General features: G+C 28.0%; 11 protein-coding genes and 1 tRNA gene. 7 read left to right on the top strand and 5 right to left on the bottom strand.

The genetic code is table 11. The features are described from left to right. Nucleotides 1-1,855: 1,855 nt before the first annotated feature. On the top strand, nt 1,856-3,442 hold the full coding sequence (purH, locus tag ERCIPSPA2889_RS02450; RefSeq protein ID WP_157989263.1) for a bifunctional phosphoribosylaminoimidazolecarboxamide formyltransferase/IMP cyclohydrolase: 1,587 nt from the start codon (nt 1,856-1,858) through the stop codon (nt 3,440-3,442). A gap of 772 nt (nt 3,443-4,214) precedes the next feature. Beyond that, on the top strand, nt 4,215-5,477 hold the full coding sequence (gene purD / locus ERCIPSPA2889_RS02445; protein ID WP_157989262.1) for a phosphoribosylamine--glycine ligase: 1,263 nt from the start codon (nt 4,215-4,217) through the stop codon (nt 5,475-5,477). Nucleotides 5,478-7,329: 1,852 nt separating this feature from the next. Here purD and speD read toward each other — a convergent pair. From speD to ERCIPSPA2889_RS02430, 3 genes are all read right to left on the bottom strand, one after another. Beyond that, complete coding sequence (speD, locus tag ERCIPSPA2889_RS02440; RefSeq protein ID WP_157989261.1) at nt 7,330-8,127, bottom strand: adenosylmethionine decarboxylase; 798 nt, start codon at nt 8,125-8,127, stop codon at nt 7,330-7,332. A 28-nt stretch (nt 8,128-8,155) separates the two neighbouring features. After that, nucleotides 8,156-9,007, bottom strand: a complete 852-nt coding sequence (speE, locus tag ERCIPSPA2889_RS02435) for a polyamine aminopropyltransferase (RefSeq protein WP_157989260.1) — start codon at nt 9,005-9,007, stop codon at nt 8,156-8,158. 988 nt (nt 9,008-9,995) lie between these two features. Then, nucleotides 9,996-11,948, bottom strand: coding sequence for an exoribonuclease II (locus ERCIPSPA2889_RS02430; protein ID WP_157989259.1), 1,953 nt, complete (start codon nt 11,946-11,948; stop codon nt 9,996-9,998). A gap of 1,423 nt (nt 11,949-13,371) precedes the next feature. On the opposite strand from ERCIPSPA2889_RS02430, the gene rpsF reads away from it, so the two are divergent. Genes rpsF through rplI form a run of 4 tightly spaced genes read left to right on the top strand, consistent with a single transcriptional unit; the run spans nt 13,372 to nt 14,820 of the window. Next, complete coding sequence (gene rpsF / locus ERCIPSPA2889_RS02425) at nt 13,372-13,767, top strand: 30S ribosomal protein S6 (protein WP_157989258.1); 396 nt, start codon at nt 13,372-13,374, stop codon at nt 13,765-13,767. Between the two features lie 2 nt (nt 13,768-13,769). After that, nucleotides 13,770-14,093 carry a primosomal replication protein N gene (gene priB, locus ERCIPSPA2889_RS02420; RefSeq protein WP_157989257.1) on the top strand — a complete coding sequence of 108 codons (324 nt, stop codon included), beginning with the start codon at nt 13,770-13,772 and terminating at the stop codon, nt 14,091-14,093. 4 nt (nt 14,094-14,097) lie between these two features. Continuing rightward, nucleotides 14,098-14,325 (top strand): 30S ribosomal protein S18, encoded by a 228-nt coding sequence (rpsR, locus tag ERCIPSPA2889_RS02415; RefSeq protein ID WP_157989256.1) that lies wholly within the window; start codon nt 14,098-14,100, stop codon nt 14,323-14,325. 42 nt (nt 14,326-14,367) lie between these two features. Beyond that, nucleotides 14,368-14,820: a 50S ribosomal protein L9 gene (gene rplI / locus ERCIPSPA2889_RS02410; RefSeq protein WP_157989255.1), complete on the top strand. Its 453-nt coding sequence runs from the start codon at nt 14,368-14,370 to the stop codon at nt 14,818-14,820. 418 nt (nt 14,821-15,238) lie between these two features. On the opposite strand, the gene ERCIPSPA2889_RS02405 is transcribed toward rplI, so the two are convergent. Further along, nucleotides 15,239-15,315, bottom strand: a tRNA-Asp gene (locus tag ERCIPSPA2889_RS02405). A 99-nt stretch (nt 15,316-15,414) separates the two neighbouring features. After that, a complete protein-coding gene (gene dnaQ / locus ERCIPSPA2889_RS02400; RefSeq protein ID WP_157989254.1) occupies nt 15,415-16,149 on the bottom strand; it encodes a DNA polymerase III subunit epsilon in 735 nt (244 codons plus the stop codon). A gap of 74 nt (nt 16,150-16,223) precedes the next feature. Here dnaQ and rnhA point away from each other — a divergent pair, with 74 nt between their 5' ends. After that, complete coding sequence (rnhA, locus tag ERCIPSPA2889_RS02395) at nt 16,224-16,733, top strand: ribonuclease HI (protein ID WP_157989253.1); 510 nt, start codon at nt 16,224-16,226, stop codon at nt 16,731-16,733. Nucleotides 16,734-17,187 lie beyond the last annotated feature (454 nt).

Here is a 17,187-nt window from a genome sequence, read left to right as displayed (position 1 = left end):
GTGATAAAAGTTGTTAATATATAAATATACTAAGAATTGTTTTAAGAAAAATAAATACTTTTTTTAAATTTTTTATTCAATGTTCATGGGCAAACTATATTAGATTATTAATCTTATGAAGAACACTTATTAGATATAATTTTTAAACTAGGTTAGGTATATTTAAATATTAGATAAATTTTTTGTCTCATTAAATTGTTTTTTGATATATAAATAGAATAGTTTTTCTTCTATATAGTTTTTATTGCAATTGGTCTTATGAAGTACTCGTGCAGAATAATTTAGCATCTGTTAAAATATTGTTTCATCTAATAATCTATTAGTACATCCAGTATAGATTGATATTATATTGATCTTATAAAGTATCTAATATATGTTACATAAAAACAGCAGAATAGTAATTCTATATTTTTATTACAATCATGTTAAATAATATGATTACGTGATTATGTTAATAATAACTATTATTATCTTGTTTTTTAAAGAGTTAGAAAATTTTACATTGTAGTACTGCACTATATTTATCTTATAAAAAACCCTAACATATAGAAAAACTATTTTTAATTTTATTATATAAAAATAAATATAAGTTTTTATTAAAATAATATAGATAAGATTTATTTAAGTTCTAAAACGTTAAAATTATTAAGTATTTTTTATTAAATTTTACTGAGTTTTATTCACAGGAAAATCAAAATGTTAGTGAATTTTTCTCTATTTATTACTTAGAAGTATTGAATATATTAATTAATTAAAAATAAAAAAGAATTCTTATTCTGTATTGATAAAACTACAGAATAGATTTCATAACAAATAATAAAAATTTTTATTTGCATGATTAATTAACAATAAAATATAAAAGATAATTTATTATAGTGTAAGTCTTTTATAGAAAATAATAATGATGTTTATTTTTAATATATCTAAAAGATTATAAACAAAATCCGTACTAAATTAATCATACAATGTTATAAATATTTTAATAATTTTATTATATGTATTTCATTATATTTTTATATTTTATTTTTTGATAATCTGAATTTATAATTATGATATTGGTATCATCGAAAATAAATTTTTGATCTCAATATCAAAGAGAATTTTGTGATAGTGATAGTTATTTTTTGATCATTAATTGTGGTTGAGTTAATTTTAAATATAAAATGTCGATAAATTCATTATATTTTGTATAAATATATTGTTTATATATAATAGTATTATGAATATTATTTAGTTATTATTTGAATCTAGATAAATTCATTATTTATTGTTTTAGTAGAATACGGAGACCTAACTGTTATATTTATTTTTCAAAAAAAACAATTTATCTTAATTAAATATATTTTAATATTAAATTTAATATTAAAAAAATGCTATAGAGTTTACTTGAATGCTCCTATTTTTGAATTTATAGGTTTTTATTATATTAACTTAAAATAGATAGAATAGATTAATAATTTAATTAAAATAAAAATATAATAACTATTAATAATAGTAGAGCTATTTAATACAGAAGTGTAGCAGATAAATTATATTATAATAAAAATATATTATTAAATAGTATCATGTCAAAATCTTAATATCTGCTAGCACGGATTCTAGCATTATAACTTTTATGCATGATGCGGTACTTTCATTATTTTAATACTTAGTTAAGTATTAGAAATTAATATTTTATTTAAGTTTTATAAAGATATTTTACATAATTTTGACTACAGTGTAAATTGAGTTATGTATTTAACGTTTAAATAAGTTTTATATTAAGAAATATAATTATATATTAATGATAAAACAGATCTTACTATCATGGTAATATCTCACATATACTTATAATATGATAAGGACTGTAAATGATATGATAGAATATCGCCCTATACGTCGAGCATTGATTAGTGTGTTTGATAAAGTAGGAATTCTGGAGTTTGCTCAAGCATTATGTCAAAGAGAGATCGAGATATTTTCTACTGGAGGAACCGCTCGTTTTTTATCTAATGCTGGTTTATCTGTTACTGAAGTATCCGATTATACTGGAGTACCAGAAATGATGGGTGGACGTTTAAAAACGCTTCATCCTAAAGTTCATGGTGGCATTTTAGGTCGTCGTGATCAAGACAATGATTTTATGACTTCATGCGGAATTGTACCTATCGATATGGTAGTTGTAAATTTATATCCATTTCAGGAGGTAATATCTCATGGTGGCGCATTAGATTCTGCTATTGAAAATATTGATATCGGTGGTGTAGCGATGGTGCGTTCTGCTGCTAAAAATTATAAAGATGTGGCTATTGTGATAGAAAGCAGTGAATATAGGAATATTCTAAGAGAATTAGATATAAACAATAATGCACTTACGAAGGATACTAGGTTTCATTTAGCAATAAAAGCATTTGAATACACTGCAGAGTATGATAGTAAAATTTCTAATTATTTTAAAAACTTAACTCTGGAATGTCATAGTAATACAAGTCATTTACCTGATTCTTTTCCAAATATTTTACACTTAAATTTTATTAAAAAACAGGATATTCGCTATGGTGAAAACAGGCATCAATTAGCAGCTTTTTATATAAATAATACAAGTATAGTACCGTCAGTGTCTACTGCACAGCAAGTGCAAGGCAAGATACTTTCATATAACAATATTAGCGATGCCAATGCTGCCTTGGAGTGTGTAAAAGGGTTTAAGGAACCGGCTTGTGTCATTATTAAACATGCTAATCCTTGTGGTGCGGCATTAAGTGATAATATTTTTGATGCATATATACGCGCTTATCAAACCGATCCAGATTCTGCCTTCGGTGGGGTGATTGCCTTTAATCGCGCTTTAGATGCTATTACCGCGCAGGAAATTATTAATCGACAATTTGTAGAAGTTATTATTGTTCCATTTGCTAGCGACGATGCTTTAAGAATCACTGCTACTAAAAAAAATCTTCGTGTTTTAATTTGTGGGCAACAGCATACTCAACAAACAAGTCTAGATTTAAAAAGTGTACGTGGTGGTTTATTAGTTCAAGATCATGATATTGCATTAATTAATAAACATCAATTACGCATTGTGAGTCAGCGTGCAGCTAGCCAAAAGGAATTAAGTGATGCACTATTTTGCTGGAAGGTAGTAAAGTTTGTAAAGTCTAATGCTATTGTCTATGCATGTAATCACAGGACTATCGGTATAGGATCTGGTCAAACCAGTCGTGTATATTCAGTAAAAATTGCTGCGATGAAGGCTGCTGAGGTAGGTTTAAGCATAAAAGGATCGGTGATGGCATCTGACGGGTTTTTCCCGTTTCGTGATAGTATTGATATTGCTTCTGATCAGGGTGTAACTTGTATCATTCAGCCAGGAGGTTCTATACATGATGATAAAATCATAGCTGCAGCTGATGAACATGAGATGGTTATGATATTTACTGATATGCGTCATTTTTGTCATTAATAATCACTGTGTTTAGTGAGAGTATCGATAATTGATTGTGTCAACTATATTGTGCATTGATAATTTAATTATTTGATTATTGTAAAAATTACATCATGATTTGCATGTAAAAATATTATTTTATTTAAACGTTATAAAGTAGTATATTAAAAAATAATTATTGTACGAATAAAAAAATTTTTAAAGATTAGATACTAAAATAATTATTAAGATATAAAAGATATACTTAATATTAATTATTTAGTATTTTCAAAAATGTTTCATATATAATTATCTTTTCATGCTTTAATAAATTAGATATGTATAGCGATATATTCTTATTTTAGATATTATGTTAATAACTTTTGAACTATAGAGTTTTGATAGGTAAAATTGTTAATTTTAATATTTTTAATTAGGTTTTTTTTATAATATTTAGCGTTTTAACTGTATAGAATGACTAAAATCTTTTTATAAAATTAAAGTTATTATTATTATTAAGAGATTAAAATAGCGTTTTAGACAAGATAAATCAATAAACTTATATCATATATTTTATATTATATGATATGTATGTTATATTATATAATATACATATTATTTGCATTATATTTAATTTCAATTTCACAAGAAAAATACAAGTATATGTTAAATAATGTGATTATTTGCAGTGCAAATTAAATAGATAAGAATCATATTCTTATATCTTGTAAATTTTTATAAAAAATAATCATTTTTAGTAACTGAAATCATTAAATTAATTTTACGTTTGTTATATTAGAATGAGTTTAAGATGAAAATTCTAGTAATCGGTAATGGTGCTCGTGAGCATGCATTGGCATGGAAAATATCGCAATCAAAATTAGTAACCAAAATATTTGTTGCACCAGGTAATGCGGGAACCTCATTAGAGCCTATGCTAAAGAATATACCTATTCAGTCTACTAATCTTCAAAAATTATTATCTTTTGCAATTGCTGAAGAGATCGACTTGGCAATTGTTGGTCCTGAAGCACCTTTATTGCTGGGTATAGTAGATGTATTTCGTAAGGCTGGTATTAAAATATTTGGCCCTACTCAGGCAGCAGCTGTATTAGAAGGATCAAAGATATTTTCTAAAAACTTTTTAGTACGTCATGGTATTCCAACAGCTGAATATAATGACTTTACTGAGGTTGCACCAGCTGTTCAGTATGTACGTGAAAAAGGCACTCCTATTGTAATTAAAGCAAATGGGTTAGCTGCTGGAAAAGGAGTAATTATTGCTGATACACTGCAAGATGCAGAATTAGTGATAAAAGGTATTTTATGTGAGAATGCATTTGGTTCAGCAGGTAACCGTATCATAATAGAAGAGTTTCTTGAAGGAGAAGAAATTAGTTTTATTGTTATGGTAGATGGTAATAATATTTTGCCAATGGCAACCAGTCGAGATTATAAGCGAGTAGGTGATAACAATACGGGATTAAACACTGGTGGTATGGGGGCCTATTCTCCAGTAACGTTCGTGACGAATGAAATGCATCAACGTATTATGACCGAGATAATTTATCCTACTGTGCATGGAATGATGTCAGAAGGGTCTCCTTATACAGGATTTTTATATGCAGGTTTAATGATTGATCGTTATAACCAGATTAAAGTTATTGAATTTAATTGTCGTTTAGGTGATCCAGAAAGTCAACCTATGATGTTGCGTTTAAAATCTGATTTAGTGGATTTGTGTCTTGCAGCAATAAATAGAGAATTAGACCAGCGATCGATTATTTGGGACCCTCGTCCGGCAGTTGGGCTAGTCCTTGCTTCTAGGGGTTATCCTGAAAAATATGTTAAAGGTTACAAGATCAATGGGTTGCCTGTCTCGGAAATATTAGGGTGTAAAGTTTTTCATGCTGGTACTGTATTCCAGGATGATGCAATAATTACTGATGGTGGTCGTGTGTTATGCGTAACCGCATTGGGAGAAAATATGTCTGAAGCCAAGAATCATGTTTATCAAGTATCTAGTTTAATTTCCTGGAAGGATAAATTTTTTCGTACAGATATTGCTAATTAAGTTCTGGAGAAGCCATTATAAAAATAAACAATAGGTAGTTTTCTTTATAATATCTTGTTTTCTTTATTTATTAGCTTTTTTTCAAAAAAATAGTTTTATTGTCTTTTAATAAAAAATATAATATTCCTCGATAAAGAGAAGGAGTCTTGTTATTGTTAATTATAAAACATAGCAGGCAACTGTGACAGTTAATAGATCCTAATTAACGCATAATTGTTTGAAATTTTTTTATAACATATTAATATATATTGGATTAAATTAGTTAATATAACACTTAAACGCAGAACGCAGTTATTTTTTTACAAAAACTGTGTTAAAAATAAGGAAGTATTTTTATATATATTTACAAAATTAGTAATTGTATAATTTTCAGTATTACTTGTTATCAGTAAATTATACAAGAAATATTCAGTAATTTTAGCTATTATAGAATAATTTTAATAATTTTAAGCATATGAAAGAAAAATAATATTTTTATATAGAAATGAGAGACTTAATTAAAAATATTAGATATTATATATTTTATATCTCCTAAATGTTATTATATAATTAAGATAGCAATATGTACTTGGAATGAATAAATGATTTATGATTTTAATAAGATCGATCGTTTGAGTGTTTTATATCATAAGATACACTAAATTATTACTGCTATATTGAATTAAGTCTCTTAAATATAGAATATTATTTTAAGTTATTTAATTTACTTAAAATGATGGTTTAGTTATGTTTTGAATTTAAGTATAAAAAATAATGCTATACTTTAAATAATTTACATATACATAAATTAGGAATATATGGCTTTATTTTTTTATTTAATAAATTTTTTCGAAATTGATTTTAACTTAAAGAAGTATTTTTACTACATTTAGTATGTTTAGTCTAGTCTTTATGTATAAAATTCTTTACAGTACTAAAAAGGGCTGGTTATTGAATTTCTGTGTAATTGATATAAAATAAATACTCAAGTGGTTCTGTTAAAATAGTAGTTATAGTTACATGAGTTTTGTAGGTGATATGTAACAAAACTAATGAAATTAATTAAATAATTTTGGCGCTAAAGATAGATTATAGTAAAATTTTTTATTTTTATTTTATTTTAAGAGTTTTGTAAAAAGCTATAAAATAGTAATAAAGTAATTATATTAGAAGATTACTGATTTAATAGTATATAAAACAACAATAATAAAGAAACATCGTGAGTATCGGATATATTATAATTATAAAAATAGTATGCCACTGTTATTGTACGTAGGTATGATAATCGTATTGTTTTGAGTTGATAGTGGAAATTATAAAATACTCTGGATATTATATGTAAATTATAAGGTTATCTTTTAATATTTGAAATAAATCTAAAATAGTGTTAATGATTAGATTAAAATTACCATATATATGTTACTTATAAAATAAGATTTCAGCGATGCATATTTTAATAAAATTAATTCTGATCTTTGTGGAGTTAATTGTGTCATATAATAATTTTTGAATTTAGCAATCTAGATAAAAAATAATTACTAAAAAATTTTCTTAAAATTTTAACATTAAATTAACTTATAAAAAAAGTGTCAGATTAAAAATTATAATTGTTTACTATGTAGTAATGGTATTTATATGCTCGATGCATTATTAAGATGACATCTCAATGATGTCTATCATATAATTATATTATATATCAGTTTGAATAGATTATTAATTAGTGAATCAATTTATTGATTATTATCAATTTATTGATTAATCTTATTATGAATATAACATCCAAATAAAAAGATAATATGATAAATAAAAAGTTTTTTCAATGCGAAAACGTGTATTTATTTCAATTAATTTATAATTAAAAAATTAAGGTATTCTAACCAATAGAAGGAATATTTTGACCATAATAGATTTCTCTCATTTCTTTCCAGAGTAGATTAGTAATCCGTTTATGCTCTTGTGTACCTAAGTCTTCTAGTTTGGAATTAAAAAGATAATGTCTAAGATCAAATTTTTTTAAAAGCATCTTTGTGTGGAATATATTTTCTTGGTAAACATTTACATCCAGCATATCATGCATCGCTTTTATATCTTCTGATATAAAATTTTGTATTGAATTAATTTCATGATCCATAAAGTGCTTAATCCCATTTATATCACGAGTAAAACCACGTACCCGATAATCTATAGTAACAATATCAGATTCAAGTTGGTGAATTAAATAGTTTAAGGCTTTTAATGGTGAGATTACCCCGCAGGTAGATACTTCAATATCAGCACGAAAAGTACATAAATCTCCTGCCGGATGACTTTCCGGGTAAGTGTGAACGCATATGTGACTTGTATCGAGATGTGCAATTACTGAGCTTGGCAAGGGACCAGGATGCTCAGATGTGTCAATATCACGTAGGTCAATAAGTTCTTCACTTACTAGCATGGTAACGCTAGCACCTTGTGGTTCATAATCTTGACGTGCAATATTTAGTATACTAGCACCAATAATTGAGCAAGTTTTACTGAGAATTTCGGTTAATCGATTAGCATTGTATTGTTCATCAATATATGAAATATACCCGTCACGTTCTGCGTCAGTATTAGCATAACAAATATCATAGATACAAAAACTTAGGCTTTTTGTTAGGTTATTAAAACCATGTAGTTTTAGCTTTTGCAAGTGACTTTCCTTAAAATACTAACTAGTATTAGAGCATATTTAATAAATATTGTGGAAGAGCAAAACTATTAGCATGAATTTCTGGATTATAATATCGGCACTGGATACCCGATTGTTTATAGCGATTTGTTAACGTATTCATATTTATCTTACGAAGCAAAGAATTATTACTTGCCCAAGAAAAGATCATGATACCACCATAATAAGTTGGTATAGTAGCCTGATAGAAACTAACATCACTAAAATAATTTTTGAGTTTCTTATAGCTCTCAATTGCTGTTTCATGTTGTAAAAAACAGACGCCATTTTGTGCTACAAAAATACCACCATCATTTAAGTGGTTTCGGCATCCTTGGTAAAAATCTGTAGTATATAGGCTTGTCCCTGGTCCGATAGGATCGGTAGAGTCAGAAATAATTATATCAAATTTTTCATGGGTTGTTTGAATAAAATGAGCTCCATCATCAATAATTAGTTTTAATCGACGATCCTTATAGGCGCCAGCATTATGTTTTGGTAGGTACTGTTTACATAGTTCTACTACACTGTGATCTATTTCAACCATTGTAATTTTTTGGATGTTTTTATAGCGACTGATCTCACGCAGTATAGCGCCATCCCCGCCGCCAATAATTAATACATGACGTGGTGCGCTATGCGCTAGCAAAGGGACATGTGACATCATTTCATGATATATGAATTCATCATATTCAGTAGTTTGAACTATACCATTGAGTACCATAATACGCCCTAGGGTCATATTTTCAAAAATCATCAAATCTTGATAATGAGTTTTTTCATGATAGAGGATTTTATCAATAGAAAAATGCTGTCCTATGCCAGAATAAAGTGTTTCGCGCCATGTATTATTAAAATCCATAAACAGGTTCCCTTCTATTATTAGATAGTAGTATGTATTAAGTAACTATGTATAACTATAGATAAAATTAATAAATATGCACTATACAAAATCATGAGTTTCTAGAAAATTTTTGCATTATATAATATTAATTTGCTTTTGAGGTTCATTCCTGTGTCTTCATAAAGATATAATTCTTACTATACTATAGTGTAATTATTCTAATGTAGAATACTTTTCTAGTATTATAGTTTTTATAAAATTTTTTATCATAATTTTAAAAAACAGAAGCTATTTCTCACGATAACTCTTTTTTATTTTTTTATTATATATGTATAGCAAAGCTTGATCTATAATGGTGTAGATGGTTAGAAGCTTTTATTACTATAATAGTATGAAGATATGATAAACTACCGTTATATATTTGTAGAAGCATTGATAAATGATATATATTGTATATATTTTTATTTTTTAAAAAAAATCAGTTAAAAAACGAAAATAGTAGTTATATAAATATTTTAAAAAAATAGAGAGTTATCTATTTTAGATACAAAAAATATAAGCATCTAATAATCTAGAATACTACACTTTTATAGTAGTTATATTATTCCTTAAGATACAGAGTATTTGTATATGATTAAACGATATAACAAGTAGCTCTTGAGTGATACAAAGCGTATCGTGAATATTATTCATTCAGTAAATGATAATGTTTTTTAAACAAACCCTAAAAAATATATTGGTTTGTATAGAAGAATCAAGAGTACATATTTTTTTAAATATCTATATTGATCTTTTGTTCTTAAGAATTTAAAAAGGAGATAGGTTTTTCAATGATAGTAAAATATTCTACAAGAGAAAAATTAACTATAAAGTTATAGATAGTATCTGGATATATCTTATTCTTATTTAAAAATATGTTAAGAAAGAAATTAGATTTATCGTGACGAATACTCTTTTGTACAGAAAATACTGACACAGGTACATTATTTTGAATAATCAATAATGATTAATAATTTTTTGCTAGACGAGCAATAATGCTGTGCGTTTTCATCCTCACTGTTATAATTACTACCTCTACGATATCGGTTACACGGTAAAGTATCCCGTTTTTATTTTTTACATGGCCATAAATATGACTAAATACGAGATCATTACGTTCTTCTTCGATAAAAGAAGCAGGAATAAATGCTATTGCACCATTGTCCTGCAATCGAACGCGCATACCATTTTTTGATATATCAATTACTTCGGCGCTAAATTTTTTAGCACTACTAATTGATTTTTTTAAAAAACGTGAGTATAATAAATCATTTATATCTCTTTCAGCCATACGATTTTGTCGACGACGTTCAGACATTTTTGTTGTTAGAGCATCACTAGGGCGTATACCATTTTCACCTTTAATGATAGCTTTTATTAAGCGATGATTTACCATATCTCCATACTTTCGAATAGGAGATGTCCAGGTTGCATATACTTCTAGGCCTAGACCAAAGTGCGGACCAGGGGTAGTTTTAATTTCAGACACTAACTGAAAGCGTCGAATACGAGTATTGAGAAAATTATTTGGTTGAGCGTCTAGTTGTCGGCGTAGTATACGAAATCCGTCTAATGTTGCTATCTCTATTGGATGAGTGTTGATGCCATGATTGGTTAGCATTGTGGCTGCTTGTTCTCTATGCATGGGGTCAAATCCAAGATGAACATTATATATACCAAAACCAAATCGATCGCGTAGTAAGTTAGCGGCACAAATATTTACAAGGATCATAGATTCTTCAACAATACGGTTTGCAATGCGTCGATGTTCAGCAATAATATCTAGAACTTCTCCTTTTTTATTTAATAAAAAACGAAAATCTGGACGATCTTGAAATAAAAGCGCATGTTTTTGTCGCCATTGGTGGCGTGATAAGCGTAGCTGATTTAGTAGATTTATTTGTTGAGAAATTATTGCATTTTTTGGTTTCCAATTACTATTTTGAGGGTCCTCTAACCAATCAGAAACATTATTATAAATAAGTTGAGCTTTGGAAGTAATCCAAGCAGCAAAGAATTGGACATCACTATCAGGGGTTCCATTAGAAGAAATTATCACTCGACAAGCAAGAACTGGTCTTCGTTTGTTTGGGAGTAACGAGCAGACATTGTGTGATAAATGTCGTGGTAGCATGGCAATATTCAAACCAGGTAAGTAGTTGGTAAATAATCTCTCGGCAGCTACAGTATCAATTACGCTTCCAGAAGATATATAAGCAGTCGGATCAGCAATAGCAACAATAAGTTTTAGGTTGCCATGCCCGATGTCTTCTATGTATAATGCATCATCGATATCCTCAGTGTTAGCACTATCGATAGTAATAAAAGGCATTTTAGTGAGATCTGCACGGTCTAGAGCTTCATCTAACATTTCTGTTGGAGATTCTATATTTGGTGATTCACGCTCCAGATTATAACGTGCTAAAGTGACCCACCATGGAGCTAAATCATTTTTTTCATTGGTTATAAATTCAATAATTTCAGCAAAAAAGAATTGGCTTCCTGTAAGTGGATGATGGAGCATTTCTGCTATTGTCCAGTCACCTTCTTGTAAAGAATATCTCATGAAATGTATATTTGGTTTACATTGGATAGCTTGCTTTGGTAAAGAACGCTCTGGTATGACAAATAGCTGGTTATTTTTTTTTTCTATTCGCCCAACAAAACGTTTTAGAAAAGGTTGTATAAGTTTTTCTGGATACGCAATAAGACGATCTTTTTCATGTTTAATACTTGCTATTATACGGTCACCATTCATAACTTTTTTCATAAATAGTGGTGGAATAAAATAACTTTTTTGTTGACTTATTTCTAGAAAGCCAAAATCTTTTTCGGTGCTTTTTACTATACCCTCTACGTATCTAATTTTTGATCGGAGGGTTTCTTTTAGCTGCGTTAATAATGGATTATCTTGTAGCATGATTTAAACAGATCTTATAGGTTTTTACAATAAAATAAGCTAGCATAAAATGAGATCCTTTTTAAATTAAGATATAAACTTAATAAACAAATGTATACATTCAATACATATATAATGAAGAATGCCTTATTTTAAAATGAGATTAAATTTTTTATAAATTTTTATATTTTTAAAAGATAGAAATATTCTATCTTTAATAAAAGTCCAAAAATCCTTTCTTATTTTTAGAGAGGTAATTTTATGTAATTAGTTATCATGTTTATAAATTTGTATATTATACGTGCACTCTTTTTAAATATATTTTTAATTGAATGATTCTCTTAAATTATTGAAAATCTTTTATATATTTTTATTACTGTTTCAATTCAAGGATATATTTTTCTTTAAAATAGAGAACTTAATACTTATATGTATTCCTTGTGTATGTTTTTTTAATTTTTTTTAATCATCCTCTCAAAAATAGCTGTATCTTGTATATTATCAGATAAAATGTTGTCGGAATAATCAATTAAGTATATATATTTTATATATAAATATATTAATAAGTATACTATATAAAACTTATGTTTACTATGTAAATTTTTTTAAATATTATATCGTTTTGCCCAATAAAAACTATATAATTAGAAATTTTTATATTTTGCAATGTTATTGAATGTCTTCATTAAAAAAGATTTTTAGGTTATGCAGAGAAGTAAAGTTATTAATAATTGATGTTACTGTTTTTGAGTAGTATTAATAGACTATACTATGATATTATTAATAATAGAAATTGACGACTTGACTGATGATAATATGAATATAGATAAAAATTAGAGCAATATATGTAGGAGGTAGACGGAAATTTAAGGCATTCAAACTTAATTAACAAAGCTAAAAGTAAAATAAAAATCTTAAATTTTTATTTAGAAAGCATCATCTATTTTATTTGTATTCTAATATAGTAGGGAATGGATTTTTTCTGAATTGTCTGCAAGTTAGTCTCTTGGTTTATAACCATATATAATAAATTTCATATTGGTTCCTATTTTTAAAGAATAATTATTAATTAATGAAATGTAATTTTTATTTACTAAAAATATAGACTAAAGTTTGAAGATTATTTTTTATAATATATGTTATAATTATATTAAGAAAGAGTCTTTATAATATGTTTTTTATAAATATTAATTAAATTAATGCAAAATAACTTGTTATTAGAAACTAGAGCTTTCTATTAATTATCTTGCACTTCATTAATATGAGATATAATCTATAATATTATTTGTACTTATTCTTATTATATTTATCTATATAAAATAGACATAATTATAGATTAATGCGACAAATATTATATATAGTAATGTTAATAACACTGTTGCTTGTTTCTTTAATGTAGGTTAAGTATAATCTCGCAAAGCTAAAAAATCTATAAGGAGCATTTATGCGTCATTATGAAATTGTTTTTATGGTGCATCCTGATCAAAGCGAACAGGTTCCTAGCATAATTGAGCGATGTTCTGCTATTATTAGTGCCGTTAAAGGTACTGTACATCGATTAGAAGATTGGGGGCGTCGTCAATTAGCTTATCCAATCTATAAATTACAAAAAGCTCATTATGTTTTAATGAACATAGAAGCAACACAGGAGGTTGTTAATCAGTTAGAAAATCAATTTAGATTTAATGATTGTATCATTCGCGCCATGGTTATACGTATGAAAAAAGCAGTCACTGAAGCATCTCATATGGTTAGAGCTAAAGATGACCGGCGGGAGCACCGAGAAGACGTTTCAAATGACATATCTCATGATTTGGAGACTAGAACTACTGAAGGATAATTATGGCAGGTAGAGATAATTTGGTGATTTTTTCTGGCACTGTGTATAAGGAGCCCAGGAGATCAGTGAGCCCCTCAGGGATACCGCATTGTCAATTTATTCTTGAGCACCGTTCAAGGCATATAGAAGCCGGTTTTTATCGGAGAGTTTGGTGTTGGTTACCGATAGTTATTAATGGTCAAGTTGAGCCAAGTATAGCTCAATGTATAGTAATGGGGATATCGTTGAATATTCAAGGTTTTCTTTGTTCTTATAAAGGGCGTCATGGATTGTATAAAATTGCATTGCATGCTAAAAAGATTGAACTTATAGAGTCTGGAGACTAGCTATATGGCACGTTATTTTCGTCGTCGTAAGTTTTGCCGTTTCACTGCTGAAGGGATTCAAGAGATTGATTATAAGGATATTGCTGTGTTAAAAAATTATATTACAGAAAGTGGTAAGCTTGTACCAAGCCGTATTACTGGTACACGAGCAAAATATCAACGTCAGCTAGCTCGTGCAGTAAAGCGAGCTCGTTATTTATCCTTGCTGCCATATACTGACCACCATCAGTAAATAATGGAACTATTTATTCAGTACTCAAAGAGGCTATAAGTTATGCAAGTGATTTTACTTGATAAAATAGTGAATTTAGGTAGTTTGGGGGAGCATATCAATGTGAAGTCAGGGTATGCTCGTAACTTTTTAATTCCACATGGTAAGGCTGTTCCTGCTACAAAAAAAAATATTGAATTTTTTGAAATTCAGCGTGTAGAGTTAGAAGCTAAAGTTAATAAGATTCTTCTTATAGCTCATCAGCGTGCTAAGAAAATCAATGAATTAAAAATGGTCACACTTCTGTCTAAAGCAGGTAACGAGGGTAAATTGTTTGGATCTATTGGTATTCGCGATATCGCAGAAGCTGTGACTAGGGCTGGCGTAGAAGTGATCAAAAGTGAAGTTCGTTTACCGCATGGTGTATTGAGAACCATCGGTGAACACGTAGTAAACTTTCAGGTTCATACTGAAGTATTGGCTCAACTTATTATTAATATAATCCCTAAGACTTAAAGAATTAAAGATTATTTTAATTTTATCAAAAACTTTAATGTATTTACTATTCTTTTGTATTAAAGTTTCAGATCATCTCATAAAAGAATGTCTTCTAATAAGATTCTCTTTTAAATATAAATAAAAGATTGTTTAACATAAACAAAATTTAATTAATAGTGTATTTTTAGTATCAGAGGTTATATAAATTATGTAATATAATACATATTTGTAAAATATGTTTTTAAGAAAAGATTTTTAATTATAGAATATGAACTTTCATGTTAGAATTTTTTTATAAATGGAACATTAGATTTTAACCGCCTATAATATAAAAAAGGTCAAAATTTGATGTTCCATTTATAATTATATATAAAATAATGATATTTTCAGATAAATATCTTCTATAAGACAGACTGTTATGATATATGAATATATATGGCGGAACGGACGGGACTCGAACCCGCGACCCCCTGCGTGACAGGCAGGTATTCTAACCAACTGAACTACCGCTCCATACTATTTAATTTTATGTATTTACTAAAACTTTTATATATCATAGATGGGATTAGAATATTCGTCAATAATTTTATATAGGAAAGTATTAGCATATTATCATTTTTTTAGCGCGGGATGAGGATCCCACAAACAGATTCCATTTTTTTCTTTTATTAAATTTAAGCGTTCTGTATGAGCTGTCAATTCATCTTCAGTTGCGTGAATTACGCAAAGTTTTGTAGAAGCATGAGATGTTTGATGATTATTTTTATTATTTATGATTGAATCACATGATATTTGCGTGAATAAAGGTAGCGTAATTTGTCCTCCAGTCATCATTAGAAAAATTTCTGCTAAAATTTCTGCATCCAGTAATGCACCATGCAGCGTGCGTTTACTATTGTCTATCTTATAACGTGTACAGAGTGCATTGAGGTTATTTCGTTTACCGGGGAATAGCTTACGAGCTATGGATAAACTATCTGTTATTTTGCAGAAAGTGTCAGTTTTTGCGATTCCTCGATGCAATCTAGAAAATTCATAATCAATAAAACCAATATCGAATGAAGCATTATGGATAACTAGCTCTCCACCTTTAATATAAGCTAAAAAATCATCAGCAATCTGTGAAAAAGTTGGCTTATCTTTTAAAAAATCATCAGAAATCCCGTGTATACGGAACGCCTCTGGTTCTACTAAACGATTTGGGTTTATATAAAAATGAAAATTATTTCCAGTTAGACGTCGATTAATTACCTCTACGGCTCCGATCTCAATAATACGATGCCCTTCATGCGGGGGACCAATGATATTCATTCCAGTAGTTTCAGTATCAAGTATAATTTGACGCATGGAATCTGTTCTCTCTTATTTGGGCTCATTTATATTAGGTTTTTTGTATTATACTATAATGGAGTCTTTGATCAATGCTTAAAAAGGTAGAAGTGTTTACTGATGGTTCATGCTTGGGTAATCCAGGTCAAGGGGGTTATTGCGCGATCATGCGTTATGGGAGATATGAAAAAACCTTTAGCGCTGGCTTCTATCTAACAACCAATAATCGTATGGAAATTATGGCAGCAATAGCTGGGTTAGAAGCATTGACTAAACCTTGTGTAGTCGTTCTTAGTACGGATAGTCAATATGTAAGACAGGGTATTACTCTTTGGATAGATAATTGGAAAAAACGGGGGTGGAAAACTGTTGATAATCAAAAAGTAAAAAATATTGATCTCTGGCAACGCTTAGAAAGAGCTATAATTAAGCATCATATGACCTGGAAATGGGTAAAAGGACACATGGGTAATATAGATAATGAGCGTTGTGACGAAATAGCTAAAACTGCAGCAGGAAATCCAACTTTATATGATTTTGGCTATCAGTTGCAATCTCAATCTTCTGCATTAGGTATTAGAATAGATAGTGATACTGTATAAGTCTTTATTAAGTTTTTTTATTAACAAAATAATAATATTTATGCACAATATATACAGTATACATAATATATCGTAAAAATGATATACAACATTTAATGATATTTTACATTAAATGCTAGTGCTAAATCATTTGATTATAAGAAAAAATCCATTCATCAATAATGAATGGCTATATGTTAAACGTTACATAATTTTAAGCTAAGATACAGAGCTTATAGTAAAAACAAGGAATAATTTAGATTTTACTTTGTGAATGAATGGAGTCTTTTAATAAATGGACACTATTATGTAACTATAAATTCTATGATTGCATAGTTTTGCACTAATAATATTGATTAATTTAGACCTAATAGTGAATGATAGTTACACACTTATTGTAAAAATTTTCTTTTATTGAACAATAGTTATTCAAGGTTTTATCTAATAGAATATTTTACTTAAATGATTATATATT

Origin of the sequence: Candidatus Erwinia haradaeae (assembly GCF_900698985.1) — a bacterium.
Lineage (GTDB): Bacteria > Pseudomonadota > Gammaproteobacteria > Enterobacterales > Enterobacteriaceae > Erwinia_E > Erwinia_E haradaeae_B.
Note: the sequence above shows the minus strand (reverse complement) of the source record. Positions and strands in the feature narration are given on the sequence as shown.

Excerpts from the sequence above, each read along its gene's own strand:
- priB (WP_157989257.1), top strand. The coding sequence starts at position 13,770 with ATGGCAGGTAGAGATAATTTGGTGATTTTTTCTGGCACTGTGTATAAG.
- dnaQ (WP_157989254.1), bottom strand. The coding sequence starts at position 16,149 with ATGCGTCAAATTATACTTGATACTGAAACTACTGGAATGAATATCATT.
- rnhA (WP_157989253.1), top strand. The coding sequence starts at position 16,224 with ATGCTTAAAAAGGTAGAAGTGTTTACTGATGGTTCATGCTTGGGTAAT.
- purD (WP_157989262.1), top strand. The coding sequence starts at position 4,215 with ATGAAAATTCTAGTAATCGGTAATGGTGCTCGTGAGCATGCATTGGCA.
- ERCIPSPA2889_RS02430 (WP_157989259.1), bottom strand. The coding sequence starts at position 11,948 with ATGCTACAAGATAATCCATTATTAACGCAGCTAAAAGAAACCCTCCGA.
- rplI (WP_157989255.1), top strand. The coding sequence starts at position 14,368 with ATGCAAGTGATTTTACTTGATAAAATAGTGAATTTAGGTAGTTTGGGG.
- rpsF (WP_157989258.1), top strand. The coding sequence starts at position 13,372 with ATGCGTCATTATGAAATTGTTTTTATGGTGCATCCTGATCAAAGCGAA.
- rpsR (WP_157989256.1), top strand. The coding sequence starts at position 14,098 with ATGGCACGTTATTTTCGTCGTCGTAAGTTTTGCCGTTTCACTGCTGAA.
- purH (WP_157989263.1), top strand. The coding sequence starts at position 1,856 with ATGATAGAATATCGCCCTATACGTCGAGCATTGATTAGTGTGTTTGAT.
- speE (WP_157989260.1), bottom strand. The coding sequence starts at position 9,007 with ATGGATTTTAATAATACATGGCGCGAAACACTTTATTCTGGCATAGGA.